Source organism: Brevibacillus daliensis, assembly GCF_021245735.1.
Taxonomy (GTDB): Bacteria; Bacillota; Bacilli; order Brevibacillales; family Brevibacillaceae; genus Brevibacillus_B; species Brevibacillus_B daliensis.
This window is the reverse complement of record NZ_JAJISB010000003.1, coordinates 235,312-253,978: the sequence shown is the minus strand read 5'-3', so window position 1 is coordinate 253,978 and position 18,667 is coordinate 235,312. Positions and strand designations below refer to the sequence as shown.

The 18,667-nt window shown below is 40.3% G+C and carries 21 protein-coding genes; 4 read left to right on the top strand and 17 right to left on the bottom strand.

Translation table 11 applies throughout. The annotated features are described in order from the left end of the window. Positions 1 to 5 precede the first annotated feature (5 nt). The 7 genes from LM917_RS04220 to LM917_RS04190 all read right to left on the bottom strand — a co-directional run bounded on the left by LM917_RS04220 (position 6) and on the right by LM917_RS04190 (position 7,403). Positions 6 to 938 carry an ABC transporter permease gene (locus LM917_RS04220; protein WP_232696241.1) on the bottom strand — a complete coding sequence of 311 codons (933 nt, stop codon included), beginning with the start codon at positions 936 to 938 and terminating at the stop codon, positions 6 to 8. A 464-nt stretch (positions 939 to 1,402) separates the two neighbouring features. Next, positions 1,403 to 1,888 (bottom strand): Lrp/AsnC family transcriptional regulator, encoded by a 486-nt coding sequence (locus LM917_RS04215; protein ID WP_232696240.1) that lies wholly within the window; start codon positions 1,886 to 1,888, stop codon positions 1,403 to 1,405. A 484-nt stretch (positions 1,889 to 2,372) separates the two neighbouring features. Continuing rightward, positions 2,373 to 3,509 carry a M20 family metallopeptidase gene (locus LM917_RS04210; protein WP_232696239.1) on the bottom strand — a complete coding sequence of 379 codons (1,137 nt, stop codon included), beginning with the start codon at positions 3,507 to 3,509 and terminating at the stop codon, positions 2,373 to 2,375. A gap of 17 nt (positions 3,510 to 3,526) precedes the next feature. Beyond that, positions 3,527 to 4,333, bottom strand: coding sequence for an ABC transporter permease (locus tag LM917_RS04205; protein WP_232696238.1), 807 nt, complete (start codon positions 4,331 to 4,333; stop codon positions 3,527 to 3,529). Further along, the gene (locus LM917_RS04200; protein ID WP_232696237.1) at positions 4,330 to 5,172 is read right to left on the bottom strand and encodes an ABC transporter permease; all 843 of its coding nucleotides are present in this window, start codon (positions 5,170 to 5,172) and stop codon (positions 4,330 to 4,332) included. The genes LM917_RS04205 and LM917_RS04200 overlap by 4 nt, the downstream gene beginning before the upstream one ends. Position 5,173: 1 nt before the next feature. Continuing rightward, positions 5,174 to 6,271 (bottom strand): ABC transporter ATP-binding protein, encoded by a 1,098-nt coding sequence (locus tag LM917_RS04195; protein ID WP_232696236.1) that lies wholly within the window; start codon positions 6,269 to 6,271, stop codon positions 5,174 to 5,176. A gap of 22 nt (positions 6,272 to 6,293) precedes the next feature. Next, a complete protein-coding gene (locus tag LM917_RS04190; RefSeq protein WP_232696235.1) occupies positions 6,294 to 7,403 on the bottom strand; it encodes an extracellular solute-binding protein in 1,110 nt (369 codons plus the stop codon). 175 nt (positions 7,404 to 7,578) lie between these two features. On the opposite strand from LM917_RS04190, the gene LM917_RS04185 reads away from it, so the two are divergent. Further along, a complete protein-coding gene (locus tag LM917_RS04185) occupies positions 7,579 to 8,337 on the top strand; it encodes an IclR family transcriptional regulator (RefSeq protein WP_232696234.1) in 759 nt (252 codons plus the stop codon). Between the two features lie 94 nt (positions 8,338 to 8,431). Here LM917_RS04185 and LM917_RS04180 read toward each other — a convergent pair whose 3' ends face one another. The 8 genes from LM917_RS04180 to LM917_RS04145 all read right to left on the bottom strand — a co-directional run bounded on the left by LM917_RS04180 (position 8,432) and on the right by LM917_RS04145 (position 14,820). Beyond that, entirely contained in the window at positions 8,432 to 9,241 is an 810-nt protein-coding gene (locus LM917_RS04180) for a purine-nucleoside phosphorylase (RefSeq protein ID WP_232696233.1), read from the bottom strand. Between the two features lie 14 nt (positions 9,242 to 9,255). Further along, on the bottom strand, positions 9,256 to 10,431 hold the full coding sequence (deoB, locus tag LM917_RS04175) for a phosphopentomutase (protein ID WP_232696232.1): 1,176 nt from the start codon (positions 10,429 to 10,431) through the stop codon (positions 9,256 to 9,258). Between the two features lie 60 nt (positions 10,432 to 10,491). After that, positions 10,492 to 11,379 (bottom strand): site-specific tyrosine recombinase XerD, encoded by an 888-nt coding sequence (gene xerD / locus LM917_RS04170; protein WP_232696231.1) that lies wholly within the window; start codon positions 11,377 to 11,379, stop codon positions 10,492 to 10,494. A gap of 85 nt (positions 11,380 to 11,464) precedes the next feature. After that, entirely contained in the window at positions 11,465 to 11,698 is a 234-nt protein-coding gene (locus LM917_RS04165; RefSeq protein WP_232696550.1) for a DUF4227 family protein, read from the bottom strand. A gap of 114 nt (positions 11,699 to 11,812) precedes the next feature. Further along, on the bottom strand, positions 11,813 to 12,274 hold the full coding sequence (gene fur / locus LM917_RS04160; protein WP_232696230.1) for a ferric iron uptake transcriptional regulator: 462 nt from the start codon (positions 12,272 to 12,274) through the stop codon (positions 11,813 to 11,815). Positions 12,275 to 12,368: 94 nt separating this feature from the next. Next, entirely contained in the window at positions 12,369 to 12,998 is a 630-nt protein-coding gene (gene spoIIM, locus LM917_RS04155; RefSeq protein WP_232696229.1) for a stage II sporulation protein M, read from the bottom strand. Positions 12,999 to 13,077: 79 nt separating this feature from the next. After that, positions 13,078 to 14,247 (bottom strand): endonuclease Q family protein, encoded by a 1,170-nt coding sequence (locus LM917_RS04150; RefSeq protein ID WP_232696228.1) that lies wholly within the window; start codon positions 14,245 to 14,247, stop codon positions 13,078 to 13,080. A gap of 6 nt (positions 14,248 to 14,253) precedes the next feature. Further along, complete coding sequence (locus LM917_RS04145) at positions 14,254 to 14,820, bottom strand: NUDIX domain-containing protein (RefSeq protein ID WP_232696227.1); 567 nt, start codon at positions 14,818 to 14,820, stop codon at positions 14,254 to 14,256. A gap of 183 nt (positions 14,821 to 15,003) precedes the next feature. Here LM917_RS04145 and mciZ point away from each other — a divergent pair, with 183 nt between their 5' ends. Then, positions 15,004 to 15,135, top strand: a complete 132-nt coding sequence (gene mciZ, locus LM917_RS04140) for a Z-ring formation inhibitor MciZ (RefSeq protein ID WP_232696226.1) — start codon at positions 15,004 to 15,006, stop codon at positions 15,133 to 15,135. Positions 15,136 to 15,145: 10 nt separating this feature from the next. Here the strand turns inward: mciZ and LM917_RS04135 are convergent, their stop codons facing one another. Further along, on the bottom strand, positions 15,146 to 16,288 hold the full coding sequence (locus tag LM917_RS04135; protein ID WP_232696225.1) for a DUF3866 family protein: 1,143 nt from the start codon (positions 16,286 to 16,288) through the stop codon (positions 15,146 to 15,148). 125 nt (positions 16,289 to 16,413) lie between these two features. On the opposite strand from LM917_RS04135, the gene LM917_RS04130 reads away from it, so the two are divergent. Then, complete coding sequence (locus LM917_RS04130; protein WP_232696224.1) at positions 16,414 to 16,746, top strand: HIT family protein; 333 nt, start codon at positions 16,414 to 16,416, stop codon at positions 16,744 to 16,746. A 21-nt stretch (positions 16,747 to 16,767) separates the two neighbouring features. Continuing rightward, positions 16,768 to 17,298 (top strand): DUF4269 domain-containing protein, encoded by a 531-nt coding sequence (locus LM917_RS04125; RefSeq protein WP_232696223.1) that lies wholly within the window; start codon positions 16,768 to 16,770, stop codon positions 17,296 to 17,298. Between the two features lie 81 nt (positions 17,299 to 17,379). On the opposite strand, the gene LM917_RS04120 is transcribed toward LM917_RS04125, so the two are convergent. Further along, the gene (locus LM917_RS04120; protein ID WP_232696222.1) at positions 17,380 to 18,501 is read right to left on the bottom strand and encodes a M20/M25/M40 family metallo-hydrolase; all 1,122 of its coding nucleotides are present in this window, start codon (positions 18,499 to 18,501) and stop codon (positions 17,380 to 17,382) included. Between the last annotated feature and the right edge of the window lie 166 nt (positions 18,502 to 18,667).

The following is an 18,667-nucleotide window of genomic DNA, read 5'->3' as shown; positions in this document are numbered from 1 at the left end:
AGTCACTACTCCTTTCTACTACCGCCCAGCTTAATTCGCGGATCAATTAGTGTATAAACGATATCAACGATCAAGATCATAACAACTAATATCATTGCATAGAATATCGTCGTTCCCATGATTACCGTATAGTCACGGTTTTGGATGGACATAACGAACTCACGTCCAAGACCAGGGACGCCGAAGATTTTTTCAACAACGAACGCACCCGTTAGGATACTAGCTGTAAGTGGGCCCAAGTAAGTAATAACCGGAAGTAAAGCATTGCGGATCGCATGTTTTACAGTAATAACCGGAGTACTTAGTCCTTTTGATTTCGCTGTCTTGATGTAATCTTGACCCATGATTTCAATCATATTCGCACGTGTTAAACGGGCAATAAAGGCTAGTGGACTGGCTGAAAGTGCAAGTGTTGGTAATACGGTGTGTCTCCACGTATCCCATTTAGCGATCGGGAACCACCCTAATTCAATAGAGAAAATGTATTGATAGAAACTGGCCAATATAAAGCTTGGTACAGATAATCCGAGTACAGCTAACATCATGGCACTGTAATCTTGCCACTTATTATGATATAAAGCAGCTATAACCCCTAATGAAATCCCACCGAATATTGCTACAAGCAATGCTTGAAAACCTAAATGTGCAGAAACAGGGAAACCACGGCTGATCATATCATTTACTGTGGATGATTTCTCTGTAAATGATGGACCTAACTCCCAGGTTACTACCCCTTTTAAATAATTAACGTACTGCTCATGCAATGGTAAATGAAGATTATACTTTTCTAATAGTGCTTGTTCGATTTCAGGTGGCAACGTTCGCTCACTCGTGAATGGACCTCCAGGAATGGAGTGCATCAGGAAGAACGTCGCTGTAACGATTAAGAACAAAGAAATAATCATAAAGATGACACGTTTACCTAGGTAACGGAGCAAGACTCATTCCCCCTTCTCTTCAAATTGCTTTTCTTCGTTTGCACGAAGGTAGATATATGAGAACGATCATATACCTAACCAAAAACTTCCTGGGTGGGATAGAATCATCCTGCACCATTTTTAGTTAGCGAGTTGTTGAATACACCTTATTTCAATGAGACAGATTCGATCATGCATGTATAAGGAAAAGTCGATTTACCATACTCCGTGACGGAAAATGCTAGATCGTCTTTATTTCATGTACTAACTAAGCATGTAGTACAATCTCTTATCCATCCCTGTCCTATATGTATGATGCAGACTTTTTACGTTGCATCCTGTCTATTGAAATAGTACTTCTGGCGTAGCCAAGTTACTGCTTCATTAACGATCTACCAGTTTTTGGATGATTAATTGAATATTCATTCATTGTATGTTTTTTCAGAAAACTTAGGATGCGTAGTAATTTTTTTCTATTTCCGGGCTCAACCCCTCTCTGTAGGTAAGGATTCATCTTCTCCTACACCAACATAGGAAAATGACTCCTTATACTGCTTTAATTCCAGTGATACATCGGCTGCAACAATTCCTTCAATTCGCGATAGCTGTTCATTGACAAAAACGATTAATTCGTTATTGTTAGCAAAGCAGGCCTCAATAATAAGATCATGCTTGCCACTGAAAGCTCCCACAAATGTAACCTCTGGCAACTCCGCAAGCTCTTTAGCGACCTCTTTTTGTCTCCCCAGCTTGGTTGTTAGACCAATAAAGGCTAGAACGTTTAATCCCAATTTCTCTGGATCAGTGCGAATTACAAATTGAAAAACCCCATCAAGCAATAAGCGTGAAATCCTTGAGCGAATCGTACCTTCACTCACTTTTAGCTGATGAGCAATTTCGGTGTAAGGAGTTCGGCCATCATCTTGAAGGATCTGCAATATCTGTCGATCCACATGGTCGATTTTCCTCAAATTAACCCACTCCAATTGTAATTTTCTTTTCGAGTTCGTCTGTATTACGATTTTACTGATTTCAAACTCTGTTTCATTACGAAATTCGCAAAATAAATTTACAAACACTCTATTACAATAAAAATATTACGAATTAATTATGCTGTCAACGTATTAGCCTTACACAAAAGATAAAATATTATAAACAAAAGAAATACACAAAAGCGAAATGGCTCATATTGGAGGACGAAACGGAACAAAACTGAATGTTTTTTCAAACTCGATCAACACCCATTTTGAAAACTATTTGTTTTAACTAAGTGATAACGCTTACATGATGCTTTTCCTCCCTATATATCCTTTTATTCCCAATCATTATTTAACTTTATATTCTTTATAATATTTTATAGAATATCTTACACTTCAAGGATTGTTATTATGAAATTTATTCCAAATAAAGAAAACATCTGGGAGTTATTCAGTTATCTCCCCAGATGTTTTTGTGTTAACATTCTTCGATTAGTTTAGCTAAAAGCGTAGTTCGTTGTGAAATGTGAGGAATCCAGATAAATTCCTTGGGCGAATGTGCAAAATCTCCTGATGCTCCCAATCCATCCAGTGTTGGGACACCACAAGCGGCGATAAAGTTCCCATCACTTACCCCACCTGTCCCTTCCTCTGAAAGAAGGAGATTCAACTCTGCTTTCGCGATTTGATAAGCTTTTTGAAATAACGCCTCACTCATTACTGTTCGTTCCATAGGAGGTCTGCTCAGGCCCCCTGTGACGATGAGCTCTGCTTTCGCTAATACAGGTCTCAGGTTAGATATAGATCTAGTAATCCGCTCTGCTTCTTCCATCGTGCGTATACGCACGTCTATATGAGCTTCAGCATAATCGGCCACTACATTACGGGCAATTCCTCCATGAACAAGTCCCACGTTTACTGTCGTACCCACCTGATAATCCGTCAATTTTTGCAGGGCTTGGATCTGATAACTCATTTCTTCAATTGCTGAGACACCTTTTTCATGATCCACTCCTGCATGTGCAGAAATCCCTTTGGCAATGACAGAAAAGTGAGCACTTCCTTTTCTCCATGTTTTCAGTGCTCCATTCGTAGCCATAGGAGGCTCCAAGATAAATGCAGCTTCCGCTTTTTTCGCTTCTTCCTCTAACAAGGCTCGGGAACTGGGACTTCCTATTTCTTCATCCCCTGTTAACAGTAAGACAATCGTTTTATCACTAGGTAATCTATTAAAATGTTGTAGAGCTTTTATTGCAAATAGTGCTTGAAGAACCCCTGCTTTCATATCATATACGCCTGGACCGAATGCCTTTTCCCCTTCAATTGTAAAAGGTCTCTTCTCTGCTTCTCCAAGTGGCCAAACCGTATCATAGTGTCCAGCAATCAAGATCCGCTTAGCTCCTGTGCCAAATTCACAAATGAGTTGATCCCCGTATTGTTGATTCAAGATTCGTCTCGGCTTTACACCCGTGACTTTCTCAACTGTTTCTAAATACCAGGTAATCATTTTTTCACTTTGCTCTTTATTCAAAGAGGGAGAGTCAATGGAAACACTCTCTTTCAGTAGTTGAAGAAAAAATGGTAATTCTTTCTCCATATAAGCATAGATTGTCATGTTTCTTTCCCTCTCTATTAATGTTGTTGAGCATTAAGTCCAAAAAGGCGATCTAATCCATACACCTTTTCTAATAAAAAGATAAAGACAAGACTGAACAAGATCACAACAGATGATACAGACGCCACCATAGGATCAAGAGACTCCTGCATATAGTTAAAAATCATGAGCGGTAGCGTGGTAGTATCAGGAGCTACCATAAATAACGAGACTGTAACATTGTCAAATGATGTTAAGAAAGAAAAAATCATCCCTGATAATATGGCCGGTCTAAGCATTGGCAACGTAATATCCCAAAACACGTTAAGTGGACGAGCTCCAAGCATATAGCCTGCCTTTTCTAATGTATAGTCAAAGCTGGTCAATCCTGTTAAAACCAAGCGAACCACATACGGTATCGATATCAGAATGTGTGAAAGCAGCAATCCGAGGAAAGATCCTCCTAGATTGATTCTGGTAAAAAAGAGTAATGCTGCAATCCCGATAATCAATGAAGGTACAGTTAGTGGTGAAAGCATCAGCGCATTTATGGCATCTCTACCTTTAAATTTGTACTTAGCCAGAGCAAGTGCTGCTAACGTTCCAAGAAGGGTAGATACAATCGCTGTGATAGCCGCTAATTGCAAACTGAAAAAGAAAGCATCAATAAATTCAGGACGATCTAGAATCTTCAAATACCAGTCAAATGAAAACCCTTCTGGCGGAAAAGATAGGTACCCCGCAGAAGTAAATGAACTGGGAACAATAATTAAAAAGGGGGCATTAACAAAAATCAAAATCATTAGTGTTAAAAAGCCTAACAAAGAGAAACGTGGCAACCTCATGATGAGAATACCTCCTTGTATCGTTTGGTTTCAACAAGGCGCGAGAATAAAGTAACCAACAATACAGTGCATCCCAATAGCAAGATAGCAAGTGCAGCGCCAAGCGGCCAGTTTAGAACAGCCATAATTTGTTCAAATGCCAAGGTTGGAATAACCTTCACTCCCGTTCCTCCCATTAGTGCAGGCGTTACATAAGCACTCATGGATAAACTAAAAACAAGTGTTATTCCCGCAAAAACACCTGGCATACTAAGTGGAAGAGTCACATGGAAAAAGGATTGAATCCGATTTGCTCCCAGAATGGAGGCGGCTTTATACAAGGATTGATCAATTGAATATAGACTAGTCGCAATTGCCAGTACCATATAAGCAATAAACGCATCGGTTAGCCCAATGACAACGCCAACTTCGTTATACATGAAGCGAAGCGGTTGTTCAATCAATCCGAGGTCCATTAACGTCACATTAATCCAGCCTGTCTCTCCTAGAATAACAACCCAGCCAAAATTACGGATTACTACACTAATTAAATGAGGACATATAATGAGCATAGTAACAAGCCCACGTAACTTACCTGGTGTTTTAGCCATAAACATCGCTACTGGAAATGCCAACACCAATGTAAAAAAAACCGTGTACAAACTAATTTTGATTGTTTTCCATAGCACTTCCCAGTAATACACATCGGTAAAGATGGTTTTATAATTTTCTAAACTGAATTGTCCTTCTACCCCTTGAAAACTAAGGACAAGAATAAAGAGCATGGGGATTACAAAAACCCCTAACAAGAGAATCAATGCTGGCAAAAGAAGAAACAGGTACGGGAAACGCTTTAACATCCTACTTGCCTCCTTCCGCCATTAGAAACACATCTTCTGCAGACCAGCTACACGTCACGGTCTCACCATCTTGACCGTTACCTGTCCATACTTTCTCCTGCATTCTGACATCTAACAACGTAGACCCCACGCTTACTTTGCATTCTGTAAAAGCCCCCAGGAATGAAGCAATATCAAGCGTACCGTTTACGCTATTATCTGATGTGTCTTTTTCTGATTGGGTAGTTAACTTGATTTTTTCTGGACGTATAAAAGCAGTTACCGACTGACCAACAGTCCAGTTACCAGTTGACTGAGTTGCTTTAATCATCAGTCCATTTTCAGTTCGGACATGTACATGCATGTTATCGATTGAAGAGACTACTCCGGGCAATCGATTGGTCTTACCGATAAACGTGTGTACAAATTCACTTTTTGGCTGATTATAGATTTCGTATGGTGTTCCGATTTGTTCGATATTCCCGTAATTCATAACGACAATTCTATCTGAAAGTGACAAAGCCTCTTCCTGATCGTGAGTCACAAAGATGGTTGTAACTCCAATTTCTTGATGAAGCCTTTTTAATTCATCTCGCAGCTCTTCTCTAAGCTTGGCATCCAGATTACTTAACGGTTCATCGAGTAATAGTAAAGACGGCTCAACAATCAATGCGCGAGCAATGGCGATACGTTGACGCTGTCCGCCGGATAACTGCTTCGGATAACGATCAGCAACATGTGGTAATTTTACTAGTTCTAACACTTTTTGAATTCGTTCTGCTTGTTCTTGCTTGGATACCTTCCGTAATTTCAAGCCATACCCAATGTTCTCTCCTACTGTCATGTGTGGAAAGAGTGAATACGTTTGAAAAACCATGCCCAATTCTCGCTTATATGGGGGAACTCCATTCATCCGCTTGCCTTTTATCAAAAGTTCTCCCTCGTCTGGATCAAGAAAGCCTGCAATCATATTTAATGTTGTCGTCTTACCGCATCCGGAAGGACCGAGCAAGGAAATAAACTCACCTTGCTCAATTTCCAGATCAAAGTTCTTGACGACCACCTGATTTTGAAATCTTTTTTGTACATTTTTTAGTTGTACATCGATTTGTTTTTTCATGAGGTCATTTTTCCCTTCATTCTTACTTGCCTACTTTTGGTGCAATTTCTTTATTAAAACGCTCGATCCATTTTCCGCTCTCTTTGGAGAGAATGCCATAATCAAAGTAAACGATTTTGCTGCGGTCAAATTCTAGTTCTTTCTTAACCTCTTCAGGTAAAGGTACATCGACAGCTGGTACATAGTACGCTTCTGTTGCAAATAACGTCTGAATTTCATCTGTTAGCAGGAATTCAATAAACGCTTTTGCTGCTTCAGGGTTTTTCGCATCTTTTACGACAGAACCAACGGTAGGAATGATGTTAGCTCCCTCTTTGGGAACAACGAATTCTAATGGTAAACCTGCTTTTTTCTGTGTAATGCTTCGAGCCATTGGCCAGGTTGTATATACGGCTGATTTACTTTGCAGATTTTGTTGAAGCTGCGCTGCTGATTTTGCAAAGGTTGGCATGTAGCCGGCAATCGTTCCAAAATGTTTGAATCCTTCTTCTACATCCTTTTCAGAACCACCGTTTGCATAAGATAGCATGATAAGTGCACTTCGACCGAAGTTACTGGTCACATCATTCATGGTTAGATTGCCTTTCATTTCAGGCTTGGTCAAATCGTTCCATGACGAGGGAATTGGTAATCCTTTTTCTTTAACCAACTCACTATTATAGGAAATTCCCATCGGTGTAAAATTGATAACTGCGCCAGAATTTTCAGACACAGCAAGCTCTTTTGATATCTTGCTAATGCTTGGCACATCTTTTTCAGTAATTGGTTGCCACAAACCTTCTACTCTACCTTTTTCCTGTTCTCCACCTTCTATGTAAGTAACATCAATTTGAGGTGAATTTTTTTGTGCTTTTACTTTCGCTACGATTTCTGTAGCAACACCAGCAACATAAGCTAACTCTACATCAGGATATTTCTCATTAAATTTCTTGAAAATCTTGTCTTTCATCAGCTTCTCTACGGTTGCGCCATTTCCGGCAATAACTAACTTGCCCTCAATTTTTTCTTCCTGACCAGCGCCTTCTGTGGATGAGGTATTGCTCGGTGCTGGTTGGTTACCTCCACTACATCCCGCAACTAACAGACTACTTAAGGCGAGTACAGAAAAAATAGTTTTTACGCTTTTTTTCATAAGAAATGGCCCCCTAATTGTTTTTTTCGTTCTCTTATAGAGAACAGTGTTATCCATATGTAAACAATAAAAAAATAATAGCATGATTTTTTTAAAAAATCAATTATTTGTGAAAATACAGAATTACATGTTACAATTGACTACCAATGAAAGATAATGTGAAAGGGTATGCTGAATGGACAATTTATTATCTTCCGTCAAAAATAGTTGTAGAGTCTTAAAATTCTTTTTAGAATCCCCTAAGGAATTAGGTGTAACGGAAATAAGCAAAAAGCTCTCCTTATCAAAAAGCGCTGTTCATAAGATGCTTGCTACACTAGAAAGTGAAGGTTTTATTCAGCAAAATCAAAAAACCAAGCAGTATATGCTTGGCTATACACTTCTGGAGTTAGGTAATAAGGTATTACGTGACCATGATATCGTCGAATATGCGAAGCCTCACTTACAAGAACTTGCTAATTCTACTAAAGAGCTAGTCAGTTTATGTATCAGAGATGGTAATGATGCAATCTATGTAGACAAGATCGATTCCCAATATACCATTCGTTTTAATGTAGATATTTACAGAAGATTCCCGTTATACGCTACATGTGCTGCCCGTGCTATTCTCGCCTTTCAACCTGATTCCTTTATTGATTCTATCCTCGCATCTCCTTTAAAGGAGTATACTAGTGAGAGTATCACTGAAGCTCAAGATATGAAAAAACGTTTACTCCGAATTAGACAAAACGGTTATGAGGTTAGTTCTAACATGAGAAATATCGGCGTAACCGGAATTGCTGCACCTATATACGACGTAACTTCTCAAGTAGTTTGTTCCATAAGCCTAATCGGTCCTACAGATCGAATGATAGCACCTCTTGATTCCTATCGGGAAAAAGTACAACAAACTGCTAAGATCTTGTCCGAGGGACTAGGTTATCACAATAATTAAACGTTACATCCATAAAATGTGCTACCAAACATATAAACAAAGAAAAACTCCTCGAGAATACCGGGAGTTTTTCTTTTCTCTATCCTTTACAACTTTACGCTTTTTCAATTACTCCTTTAACAAGAGCAAGGAATTCTGATTTAACACGTTCTGTTGTTTCCATTACTTCATCATGAGAAAGCGGTTGCTCCAGGATTCCTGCCGCCATGTTACTAATGCAAGAAATACCTAGTACTTCTACGCCCATATGACGTGCAACAATTACTTCTGGAACAGTAGACATCCCTACTGCATCTCCTCCTAACGTTGCTAGCATACGGATCTCTGCCGGCGTTTCATAGGAAGGACCAAGAAGACCTACATAAACCCCTTCTTTTACGTCAATCGCAAGCTCATTTGCCACTTCTTTAGCTAATTCACGCAGACGCTTTGAATAAGCTTCCGACATGTCTGGAAAACGAACGCCTAGTGTATCATCATTTGGACCAATCAGTGGGTTACGGAACGTTAGATTTAGGTGATCGCTAATCAACATCAGATTACCAGAATCAAACTCTTTATTGATTCCCCCTGCTGCATTGGTTACGATGATTGTTTCCACACCGATCGCCTTCATCACGCGAATCGGAAAAACTACTGCTTCTAGTTCATGCCCCTCGTAGTAGTGAAAGCGGCCTTGCATGGCAACTACTTGCTTTCCTTGCAGCTTCCCGATAACGAGTTGGCCCTTGTGCCCTACAACAGTTGACTTCGTAAAGTGAGGAATCTCATCGTAAGGAATAATGACAGCATCTTCAATTTCATCAGCCAATACTCCTAGACCAGAGCCCAGGACAAGACCGATCGTTGGTTTTTCATTTAGTTTCTCCTCAATAAATGCTTTAGCCTGTTCAATGTTAGACACTCTGCTTCCTCCCTTTATATCTCTGATAAAAAGCTTTTACCAATCTTCGGTGCCTTTATTTCAAAGTTATCGGAAATAGTTGCTCCAATATCAGCAAATGTTTCGCGGATACCCAGATTTTTTGCTTCTTCCAACCCTTTATAGGTTACGAGTAATGGTACATATTCACGAGTATGATCTGTTCCATGGTGGGTTGGATCATTACCGTGGTCCGCAGTGATAATCAAAAGGTCCTCTTCTTTAAGAGAAGCCAAGATTTCAGATAGTCTGTTATCAAAATCCATCAATGCTTGTCCATACCCTTCTGGATCTCGACGATGACCATATTTCGCATCAAAATCAACCAGATTCACAAAGGAGAGTCCAGTGAATGACTCGTTCATGGTTTCGATTAGCTTGTCTACTCCATCCATGTTATCCTTCGTACGAACAGCTTTCGTGATTCCTTCCTCCGCATAAATGTCAGAGATTTTGCCTAGTGCAATACTATCAATACCTGCATCCACCAAGTGGTTCATAACAGTTGTATCAAATGGCTTAACAGAATAATCATGGCGATTAGACGTACGTTCAAAAGCACCCGGCTTTCCAAGGAACGGACGAGCAATAACACGAGTTACCGCATATTCATCGCGTAGTGTCAATTCACGAGCAATTTCACAAATTCGATATAGCTCCTCAAGCGGAATTACTTCTTCATGAGCGGCAACCTGGAAGACACTATCCGCAGAAGTATACACAATCACATTTCCTGTCTTCATGTGTTCTTCGCCTAGTTCGTCCAGAATTTCTGTACCGGAAGCAACCTTGTTTCCTAATACCTTGCGACCAATTCTCTCTTCGAACTCATGAATCAGTTCTTGTGGAAACCCATCTGGGAAGGTGTTAAAAGGAGCTGATACATGAAGCCCCATGAACTCCCAATGACCTGTTGTTGTATCCTTACCAAGAGAGATTTCTTTCATTTTACCGTACATTGCCGTTGGATTATCCACTGCAGGCACATTATGTAGGGGCGCAATTTTTCCTAGTCCCATTTGAGCCAGATTAGGCAAGGCAAAACCTTTCACCGTTTCAGCGATATGACCAAGAGTATGCGCTCCTTTGTCATTAAAATTAGCTGCGTCTGGCAACTCTCCAATTCCTACGCTATCAAGTACAATTAGAAATACACGTTTAAATCGTTTCATCTTTGTAGGTCCTCCTTATGCACAGTTATTTTGCGATTAGTTCTATCATATTTATCGTTGCTAGGCACGAGGATGTGTCTTTGCATATACATCTTTGATACGTGTTTTTGTTACATGAGTATAAATCTGGGTGGTTGAAATATCAGCATGTCCAAGCATTTCTTGAACAGAACGCAGGTCTGCACCATTTTCAAGCAGGTGTGTAGCAAACGAGTGCCTGAGTGTATGCGGCGTAATATCCGACTGGATGCCTGCCTCTAAGGCATGTTTTTTAATGATTTTCCAGAAACCTTGTCTGGTAATTTGTTTCCCTAAATGGTTAAGAAATAATGCCTGATCAGTTCCCGCCTTCACCAGATGTGGTCGTCCCTTTTCTAGATAGGTCCGTATTGCAGTGATCGCAATACTGCCTAGCGGGATGATCCTTTCTTTTGAACCTTTCCCCATACATTTCAGAAAACCCATTTCCAGATTAATATCTCCGAACTGTAACGAAACTAACTCGGAAACACGGATACCTGTTGCATATAATAATTCCAACATGGCCTTATCCCTATAAGAATTGGGCGAAGTACCTTGAGGACCGTCTAATAAACGTTCCACTTGCTCTACTGACAATACCTTTGGCAAGCGCTTCTCAATTTTTGGTGTTTCTAAATGAATGGACGGATCATTATTCAAATAGCGGTCACGAACTAAAAATTGATAAAAAGCACGTATAGAAGCCAAATTTCGAGAAAGGGTTGAAGTAGCACGTCCCTTTTCCTGCAGCATCAATAGATACCCGACGATATGACTTCGCGTACTTTCTTCCATGTTACATATTCCCTGTTCATTTAAATACGCCGTATACATGACCAAATCATGCTGATACGATTCTAACGTGTTAGTAGAAAGACCCTTTTCTACAGCGAGAAAGTGAGAAAATTGATCGATCAACATATCCATGAAGCCACTTCTCCTTCTGGACTAGTATTACCAAAAGAGGCACATTAGTACTTTCTATATATAGCAAGCATTCTCCTGCTTTTATCTATTCCCATTCGGAATAGAAGAGCTGTAAACGCTGGATATACCAGTCCACTTTATCTGCTTGTTCCTGATTCAATAAACTCATTACTTTTACCGCTTTGCCCAGGGGTTCATCATAAGGATCAATTGGGAGCAAAAAATGAGATAAATAAGAAATAACTCCGTAAAAAAGAAGTGAACAGGTAACAAAAATCAGAAAAAACCGGATTAGTTCAATCAGTTTTTTGACAGGCATGAGCACAAAAGACCACTCCTCTTACATTCTCTACCCTATATTTATGCTCCTGTATCACTCAGATTGTCCAATTAGCTGAAAAAGAAAAAACTTCTCCGTATGTATAGAGAAGTTCTATTTATAAACGTCGACATCCACTATATCGAGGCAGCGATGACAAATTCCATAAAAGGTTAAACGGTGATCCGTCACGACAAAATTATAGTCATTGTTCACTTTCTCTTCTGATCCTGCAAGCAAGTCCTCAAATATCTCATCTACAGTACCGCAGTGCAGACATATTAAATGATGATGGTGATGCTTGGCATTGTCATCCCGTAAATCGTACCGTGCTACTCCATCCCCAAAATTCATTTTATGGATAATGCGTAGTTCGCTTAATAATTCCAAGGTGCGATATACAGTTGCAAGCCCTATTTCAGGTGCTTTATCCTTCACCTTGAGATAAACATCCTCCGCACTTAAATGATCTGCCTCATTTTCAAGTAAGACACGAACTGTTGCTTCGCGTTGTGGCGTCAATTTATAGTGGTGCGAGTGCAATTGCTGTTTAATTTTTTCTATTTTTTCTTCCATGTTTGCCCCTCCCCGTTCGCATCAAACCTGTACTTATTATAGAGGAGAGAAATGTTCTAAGTCAAATACATCTGTTATTAAATTATAATTATTCTTAATTGATAGCGTAGCGCATGAGCAGAGGAGACAGAAAAGTCTCAACCACTGCTGCTGCAATCATAATGGCAAACATACAGCCAACCAGAAACGAATACGTTCGAAAGTATGGCATAATACTCTCTCTTCTCGATAATAATCTAGTGCGTACCAGTTTTAATGAGAATGAAATACCTGCCACGCCTGCAATTAACATCGCTGGAATAACAAGCATATTTTGTGGAAGAACGCCGAAAAGAGCGAAAGTCATCCCCTTCCATTGGAGTTCTTCAACTAAAAATCCTACAGTAAACCCAACAATGATTCCTTTCAAAAATAAAAGGAGCACAATCATAGGCAAACCAATGATCGACATACCTAATAGCCACAAAATCAACAATGTTTTAACATGATGACCGAATGCTTGTTGAAAATGAAGGGAAGGGTCGCTAATTCCATTCTGATCAAAATTTGTAAAGAAATATCCGAGAAATCCTAACAACTCCTGTTTTTGTGATAGGTCGAGCGAATTAACCAAAATAGCTCCAAAAATAGCGCCCATGGTTAAAAGAATAATGGCAAATAAAAAGAGTGACTGGTTTTCTATCAGGAACATCTGAATGCTTTGTCCAAAACGGGATCGCACCATTGCTCGCCTCCTTACAATTCAGGATACTAACAATCTATGCGAACCCCTTCCCTGATTATGACAACCTGTCCCTCTCAAATTAATCGATGCGTACCTTCCCGTAAATTCCTGCTCCACCTGCTTCTAGCCGCCATTCACCATTCCGAGCCTTCATGATCGTGTTTGTTACCTTTTCGCCCAGTTCTCGTTGCAGTGTAGACTCATCTGCCCGATGGAGTATATCCATCTCAGTACCGATTTGCTGATACATTCGCTCTCTCGTTTTTAATCCAATACCTGGCAAGAACTCCAAGGGAATCTGTTCTACATAGGGGGGTCTGTGCGGTGGATGAATACCAAGCTGTACATCTGCTAATTGAGCTATTCGTGTGCTGACTCCCTGTACGACACGTTTATACCCACAGGAAGGACAACGCCCCTGATCATTCGCAGATTTAGTAGAGCCACATCCCTGACAAGCAGTCTGATGATATTTTCCCAACATGGGTGAAAGCCCGTAATTACAAGTAACAGAACGATTATCCATTCGCCGTAAAGCCATTACCCACTCAGTAAAAGAAGCCTCTTTCATTCGGATTGTTTGATATTCTCGACCGATTTTACCCAGTGAATGAGCATCAGAATTCGTTAGAAAAGTCATAGTATGAAGTTCACTAATTCGATCTGCCATCTCCGTATTTGCGCTTAATCCCAGTTCCACTGCATACAAAAGATCTGTAGCTGCTACCTCCTCCAACCTATCCGTACAACTGCCATATACACCTTTATGAGGGGTAAAAATATGGGCTGGTATCACGACACCACCAAGTACTTGAACCTTTTGCTGTAATTCAAGTAAGCTAGTTGCTATTCGTTGCGAACTAAGATGTACATTTTTACAACGAGCAGCCAACCATGATGTAAACTCCTTCATTTCGTTCAATGTAGGTAAATAACAGAGATAGTGTGCTTCTCCCCGTCCAGGTTCTTTGATCTCTAATTCACACCCTAATAACAATGTGGTTCTTTTATATTCAATACCGCCATTTGCTAGTGATCTTGCCTCTTTCCTATCCAGTAACTCTTCTAGCTCTTGCTGAACCTCAGGCGAATGGGAATCAATAATTCCGATCATTTCCATACCTTTTCGCTCAGATGCTTCTTCCAGAATTTTTGTAAGAGTCATGGTATGAGAAGCAGTTATTTTCACAGGTTTTTTTGACATCGTTCCACCAATATGAATATGTAAATCCGCAAAAAAATCTCGCATCTTCGGTTAGCTCCGTTGCTCTTTTAACATGTCATTTTCCCATGCAAAGAGAGCTAACACTGTTTTGGCATCGCGTATTTCTCCAGTTGCATGCAGCTCTTTTGCTTCCTCTAATGTAAGGTGCAACACCTCAACAAACTCATCTTCATCCAGGTTAAGCTCTCCTGCCGTTAAATCTTTTGCCACGTACAGATGAAGTAGCTCATCCGCAAATCCAGGAGACGTATAAAAACTGCTAATGTGTGTGATGTTCTTCGCTGTATAGCCCGTCTCCTCTGCAAGCTCCCGTTTTGCGCATTCTAGAGGTTCCTCGCCCTTTTCCAGTTTCCCTGCCGGTATTTCGATAATGCTACGCTCTAATGGTTTACGAAATTGTCTTACTGCAATCATTTTATTGTCATTGGAAATGGGAAGTACTGCTACGGCTCCCTGGTGTTTCACAATTTCACGCTTTGCCAGATTTCCATTAGGTAATTCAACATCATCTACTTGTAAAGATATAACTTTCCCTTCAAAAATCTGCTTAGTTTTGATCGTTTTTTCATACAAATGATCTGCCTGATTGTTCGCCACGGTAAATCCTCCTCATGTATGCTTTCATCTCTTGTTCTAAAATGCATCTTCCTCCCATATCTTATCATCAAGAGCGGTTGGGACAAACTATCCTAGTAAAAAAACTTCAAGGATGTCTGGTACATGCTCACTCTGGTAAGACTGTTAGGACAATACCATTGCGCTTGAGAGGGGTAATGATCGATGATGAAACTGTACGTAGAAAAGAAGCAGTTACGATTAGTGGGCAAAGCAAAAGAGATTCAGGCTACCTTACAAGAACTGGCAACCAGAAATCTCAGCCTACAAGAATATTTGAATCAACAAATTCGTTAACCCTTGATTCTTATAAATAATAGTACGATTCTGTGAGCTGCCTGATTCGATAGGCAGCTTTTACTGTTATGTCTACTGTCTGAAATGCCTCTAATGCACGCTGCCACTCTGTCTCCATTGTGCGTAACGGAACAGGAAATGTTGCGTAAAGTCGAGTCAGCTTCAGCTCGTCTTCTACCGTCTCTTTCATCACAACATGACGTTTTGCGATCTGATGCTCTTTCATTTGCTTTTCCAGCAGTGCATCATATTCGTTTTGAAAGATAGGGATTGGTACCAATACGGGACATAGGACAAATCTGGTAAGTAAAGTGACCGAGTGATGGCTTAAGCCTATGTGACGATTTCTATGATCATGAAAAGCAATACGAGGTACATATATAGGAGTACCCTGTAATATCGTTACATGATGGATAACTTCAGCAACTTGCAAGGAAGTATGACCTAGTGGGGTTCCTGTACCGACTCCACCAGGTCCTGGTATACAGATGATATAATCAGCCTGATAAATATGCTTTGCAACAAGCATAGCTGTAGCTGTATTTACACATTCCAGATCCCCGCCTACAGCATGTCCTGAGGTAATGGTATGATCGAGCCATCCTCCCTGTTTCAAATGATGGGCATGCTTGGAAAAGTTGAGAAAGAGTGATGTATGATCAGGCATGATGTATACAATTTTAGCTTGAGGCTCCATCTCTTTGATCCGTAAACAAATCGCAGGTAGCATACTATGCAGCTCTCCCAAGATAACGATTGCTCCCTCTAGATTCAGTTGCCCATCAAGAAACACATGATGATAAGGACTATTCTGTTCTTCTGCCGAGTCTACGGATTGTTGCCAAGGAGAGTACCTCATTTTCATAATATGCCCGTATTGATTGGGAGCATAGTCGATTCCCTTCTGTGTAAGCTGATTTCGTTCAGAATGAAAGGCGACGATAAAATCAATCCCTCCCGTTCCTAACCGTAACGTGCGACCCGTGATATTTAAAAGTACATGATTGCCTACCTCTGGTTTCGAGGAAGTATTAGTTGATCCTAGCCATACTGCTACACTTCTTTCGCCATCTTCGTGTTCAGTTAATACTTCTAGATACCCGTCTCTAGAAGCCAGAAGCTTCAGAACTACCGCGCATTTCATTTGCAGCATATACATTTCCTCATCTCACACATGGTATAGGTATCTATATGATCAAAAACCAACGGAATATGTACAAAAGGATTTACTCTTGTTTTCCTAGAAAAAGATATCATGTTAAAAGAGAGGTGCTTTCCATGTCAGAAGACTTTTATTGTGATGAGGTTTTAAGTGGTAATACAGTGGTAAAAAAGGTTTGGGAAACAAAAAATGTTCTTGCGTACTACCACACACGACCATATTACGAGGTACACATTGTTGTTATTCCTAAACAGCATATTTCCTCGCTTCTTACTTTGGAAGAAACGGATTCAATGCTGTTACTAGAACTCCTTGATGTTGTGAAAAAAGTGGCCTCCCAATTAGTTGAAACACACGGTGCTTGCAGGGTACTCACTAACCTTGGTTCCTATCAGGATTCCAAACACTTACACTGGCATGTATACTATGGGAAGAAGATTAAGGATTAAGGAAGAAGAGGAGAAATAAATTTGTTTACCTCTATTGAATATTTAAGAAATGGTACAACGAAACAACAGCAAGCATATAACGCTCTTACCTCACTAGGAATTATGAACTCGCTTGACGCCTATGACCCTGTTCTTTGTGGAACGATTCCGCTTGCCATCGATATTGTAAGTTCAGATTTAGATATTGTGATGGAGGTGAATGATTTTTCTCTTTTTAGAGAAGAAGTGACTGCTCTCTATCATCATGTAGACGGCTTTTCCATTCAAAAGAATATCATTCACGACTACCCTACCGTTCTGGTTCACTTTCAATATGATGGTTTTTTATTTGAGCTATTTGGACAACCACGAGCAGTAACAGAGCAAAACGCTTATCGCCACATGATCGTGGAGCATTATTATTTGGAAAAAGAGCCGTCTCTCAGGCAAACGATAATCAAATTGAAGGAAAGCGGATTGAAGACAGAGCCTGCCTTCGCGAAAGTACTTAATGTGGTAGGCAATCCTTATGATGAGCTACTCCAGATCGGTAAGCGATTGAACCTGTACTAGTGTTATGTGACTCACGTATCAGCAATCTAAACGAAAAAAAGGTATGCTTCCCGGTTAATCAGGCTGCATACCTTTTTATTTCTATTCAACTGATTCAGCAATAATCGCAAGTACCAATTCAGCCGCTTTATTCAGCTCTTCAATCGGCATACGCTCATTTGTTGTGTGGATATCTTCATATCCGATACCAAAGTTAACGGAAGGAATACCATGTCCGTTAAATACGTTTCCGTCACTTCCTCCACCACTGCTAGTCAGTTTAGGCTCGCGACCTACACGCTTAACTGCTGCAATTGCTTTCTGCAAAACAGGGGTATCTTCATTGAATTTATAACCTGAATACATGAACTTCACGTCATTTTCGCAACGCGCGCCCATTTCTTCGGCTACTTCTTCAAAAGCTGTTGTCATTTTCTTCACTTGAGCTTCCAGCTTCTCATTTACCATACTGCGCGCTTCAGACCAGATCTCCACATACTCCGTAACAATATTAAACGCTTTACCACCTTCAAAGCGTCCGATGTTAGCAGTTGTGTCTTCATCAATTCGTCCCAGCGGCATGCGAGAAATAGCTTTACTAGCAACACTGATTGCACTTACACCATCTTCAGGATTAACACCTGCATGGGCAGCTCTTCCGTGAATTTTGCTAATGATACGATATTGTCCTGCGCCAGCTTTTACAATCTCCCCTACTTTTCCAGTAGAGTCCATGATAAAGCCCATATCTGCTTGCAGGAGGCTAGGGTCCATATTACGGGAACCAACCAAACCAGATTCTTCCCCTACAGTAAGAACCACTTGAATGCTTGGATGAGGCAGGTTTTGTTCTTTCAGTGTACGAATCCCTTCAAAAATCGCTGCGATTCCAGCTTTGTCATCTGAACCTAGAACTGTCGTTCCATCTGATACAATGTAACCGTCCTTGATTGAGGGCTTCACACCGTTACCTGGAACAACTGTATCCATATGGCTACTGAAAAGAATTCTTGGGCCTTGCGCAGTCCCTTCTAATGTAGCGAACAAGTTGTTGCCGCTATGCTCTGTTTTGGAGGACACATCATCCTCTTTCACGGTGAAACCCATTTCTTCCAGTTTACCCTTCAAAATCTTGGAGATATTTGCTTCTTCTTTTGTAGGGCTATCAATCTGGACTAATTCCAGAAACTCATTTAACAGACGTTGTTCATTAATCACGATCATACCTCCGATCAAAATTCTCCTATGTAACACTCCTTAGTATACCATTAAAAATCAACTACCGTACTACTTGGTATGTAACTTTTTACGATATCAGGTTAGTGAAAAGGCTGAGTGTTACCTTGAGATAATTGAAAAACAATCTTTGATGAAGCTCCACTTCTTCGCT

What these genes read in the sequence shown, in the direction of transcription:
- LM917_RS04200 (WP_232696237.1), bottom strand. Translation starts at nt 5,172, where the DNA reads ATGTTAAAGCGTTTCCCGTACCTGTTTCTTCTTTTGCCAGCATTGATT.
- LM917_RS04130 (WP_232696224.1), top strand. Translation starts at nt 16,414, where the DNA reads ATGTCAGAAGACTTTTATTGTGATGAGGTTTTAAGTGGTAATACAGTG.
- LM917_RS04210 (WP_232696239.1), bottom strand. Translation starts at nt 3,509, where the DNA reads ATGACAATCTATGCTTATATGGAGAAAGAATTACCATTTTTTCTTCAA.
- LM917_RS04190 (WP_232696235.1), bottom strand. Translation starts at nt 7,403, where the DNA reads ATGAAAAAAAGCGTAAAAACTATTTTTTCTGTACTCGCCTTAAGTAGT.
- LM917_RS04150 (WP_232696228.1), bottom strand. Translation starts at nt 14,247, where the DNA reads ATGCGAGATTTTTTTGCGGATTTACATATTCATATTGGTGGAACGATG.
- LM917_RS04205 (WP_232696238.1), bottom strand. Translation starts at nt 4,333, where the DNA reads ATGAGGTTGCCACGTTTCTCTTTGTTAGGCTTTTTAACACTAATGATT.
- LM917_RS04135 (WP_232696225.1), bottom strand. Translation starts at nt 16,288, where the DNA reads ATGCTGCAAATGAAATGCGCGGTAGTTCTGAAGCTTCTGGCTTCTAGA.
- LM917_RS04195 (WP_232696236.1), bottom strand. Translation starts at nt 6,271, where the DNA reads ATGAAAAAACAAATCGATGTACAACTAAAAAATGTACAAAAAAGATTT.
- mciZ (WP_232696226.1), top strand. Translation starts at nt 15,004, where the DNA reads ATGATGAAACTGTACGTAGAAAAGAAGCAGTTACGATTAGTGGGCAAA.
- LM917_RS04165 (WP_232696550.1), bottom strand. Translation starts at nt 11,698, where the DNA reads ATGCCTGTCAAAAAACTGATTGAACTAATCCGGTTTTTTCTGATTTTT.
- deoB (WP_232696232.1), bottom strand. Translation starts at nt 10,431, where the DNA reads ATGAAACGATTTAAACGTGTATTTCTAATTGTACTTGATAGCGTAGGA.
- LM917_RS04185 (WP_232696234.1), top strand. Translation starts at nt 7,579, where the DNA reads ATGGACAATTTATTATCTTCCGTCAAAAATAGTTGTAGAGTCTTAAAA.
- xerD (WP_232696231.1), bottom strand. Translation starts at nt 11,379, where the DNA reads ATGGATATGTTGATCGATCAATTTTCTCACTTTCTCGCTGTAGAAAAG.
- LM917_RS04120 (WP_232696222.1), bottom strand. Translation starts at nt 18,501, where the DNA reads ATGATCGTGATTAATGAACAACGTCTGTTAAATGAGTTTCTGGAATTA.
- spoIIM (WP_232696229.1), bottom strand. Translation starts at nt 12,998, where the DNA reads ATGGTGCGATCCCGTTTTGGACAAAGCATTCAGATGTTCCTGATAGAA.
- fur (WP_232696230.1), bottom strand. Translation starts at nt 12,274, where the DNA reads ATGGAAGAAAAAATAGAAAAAATTAAACAGCAATTGCACTCGCACCAC.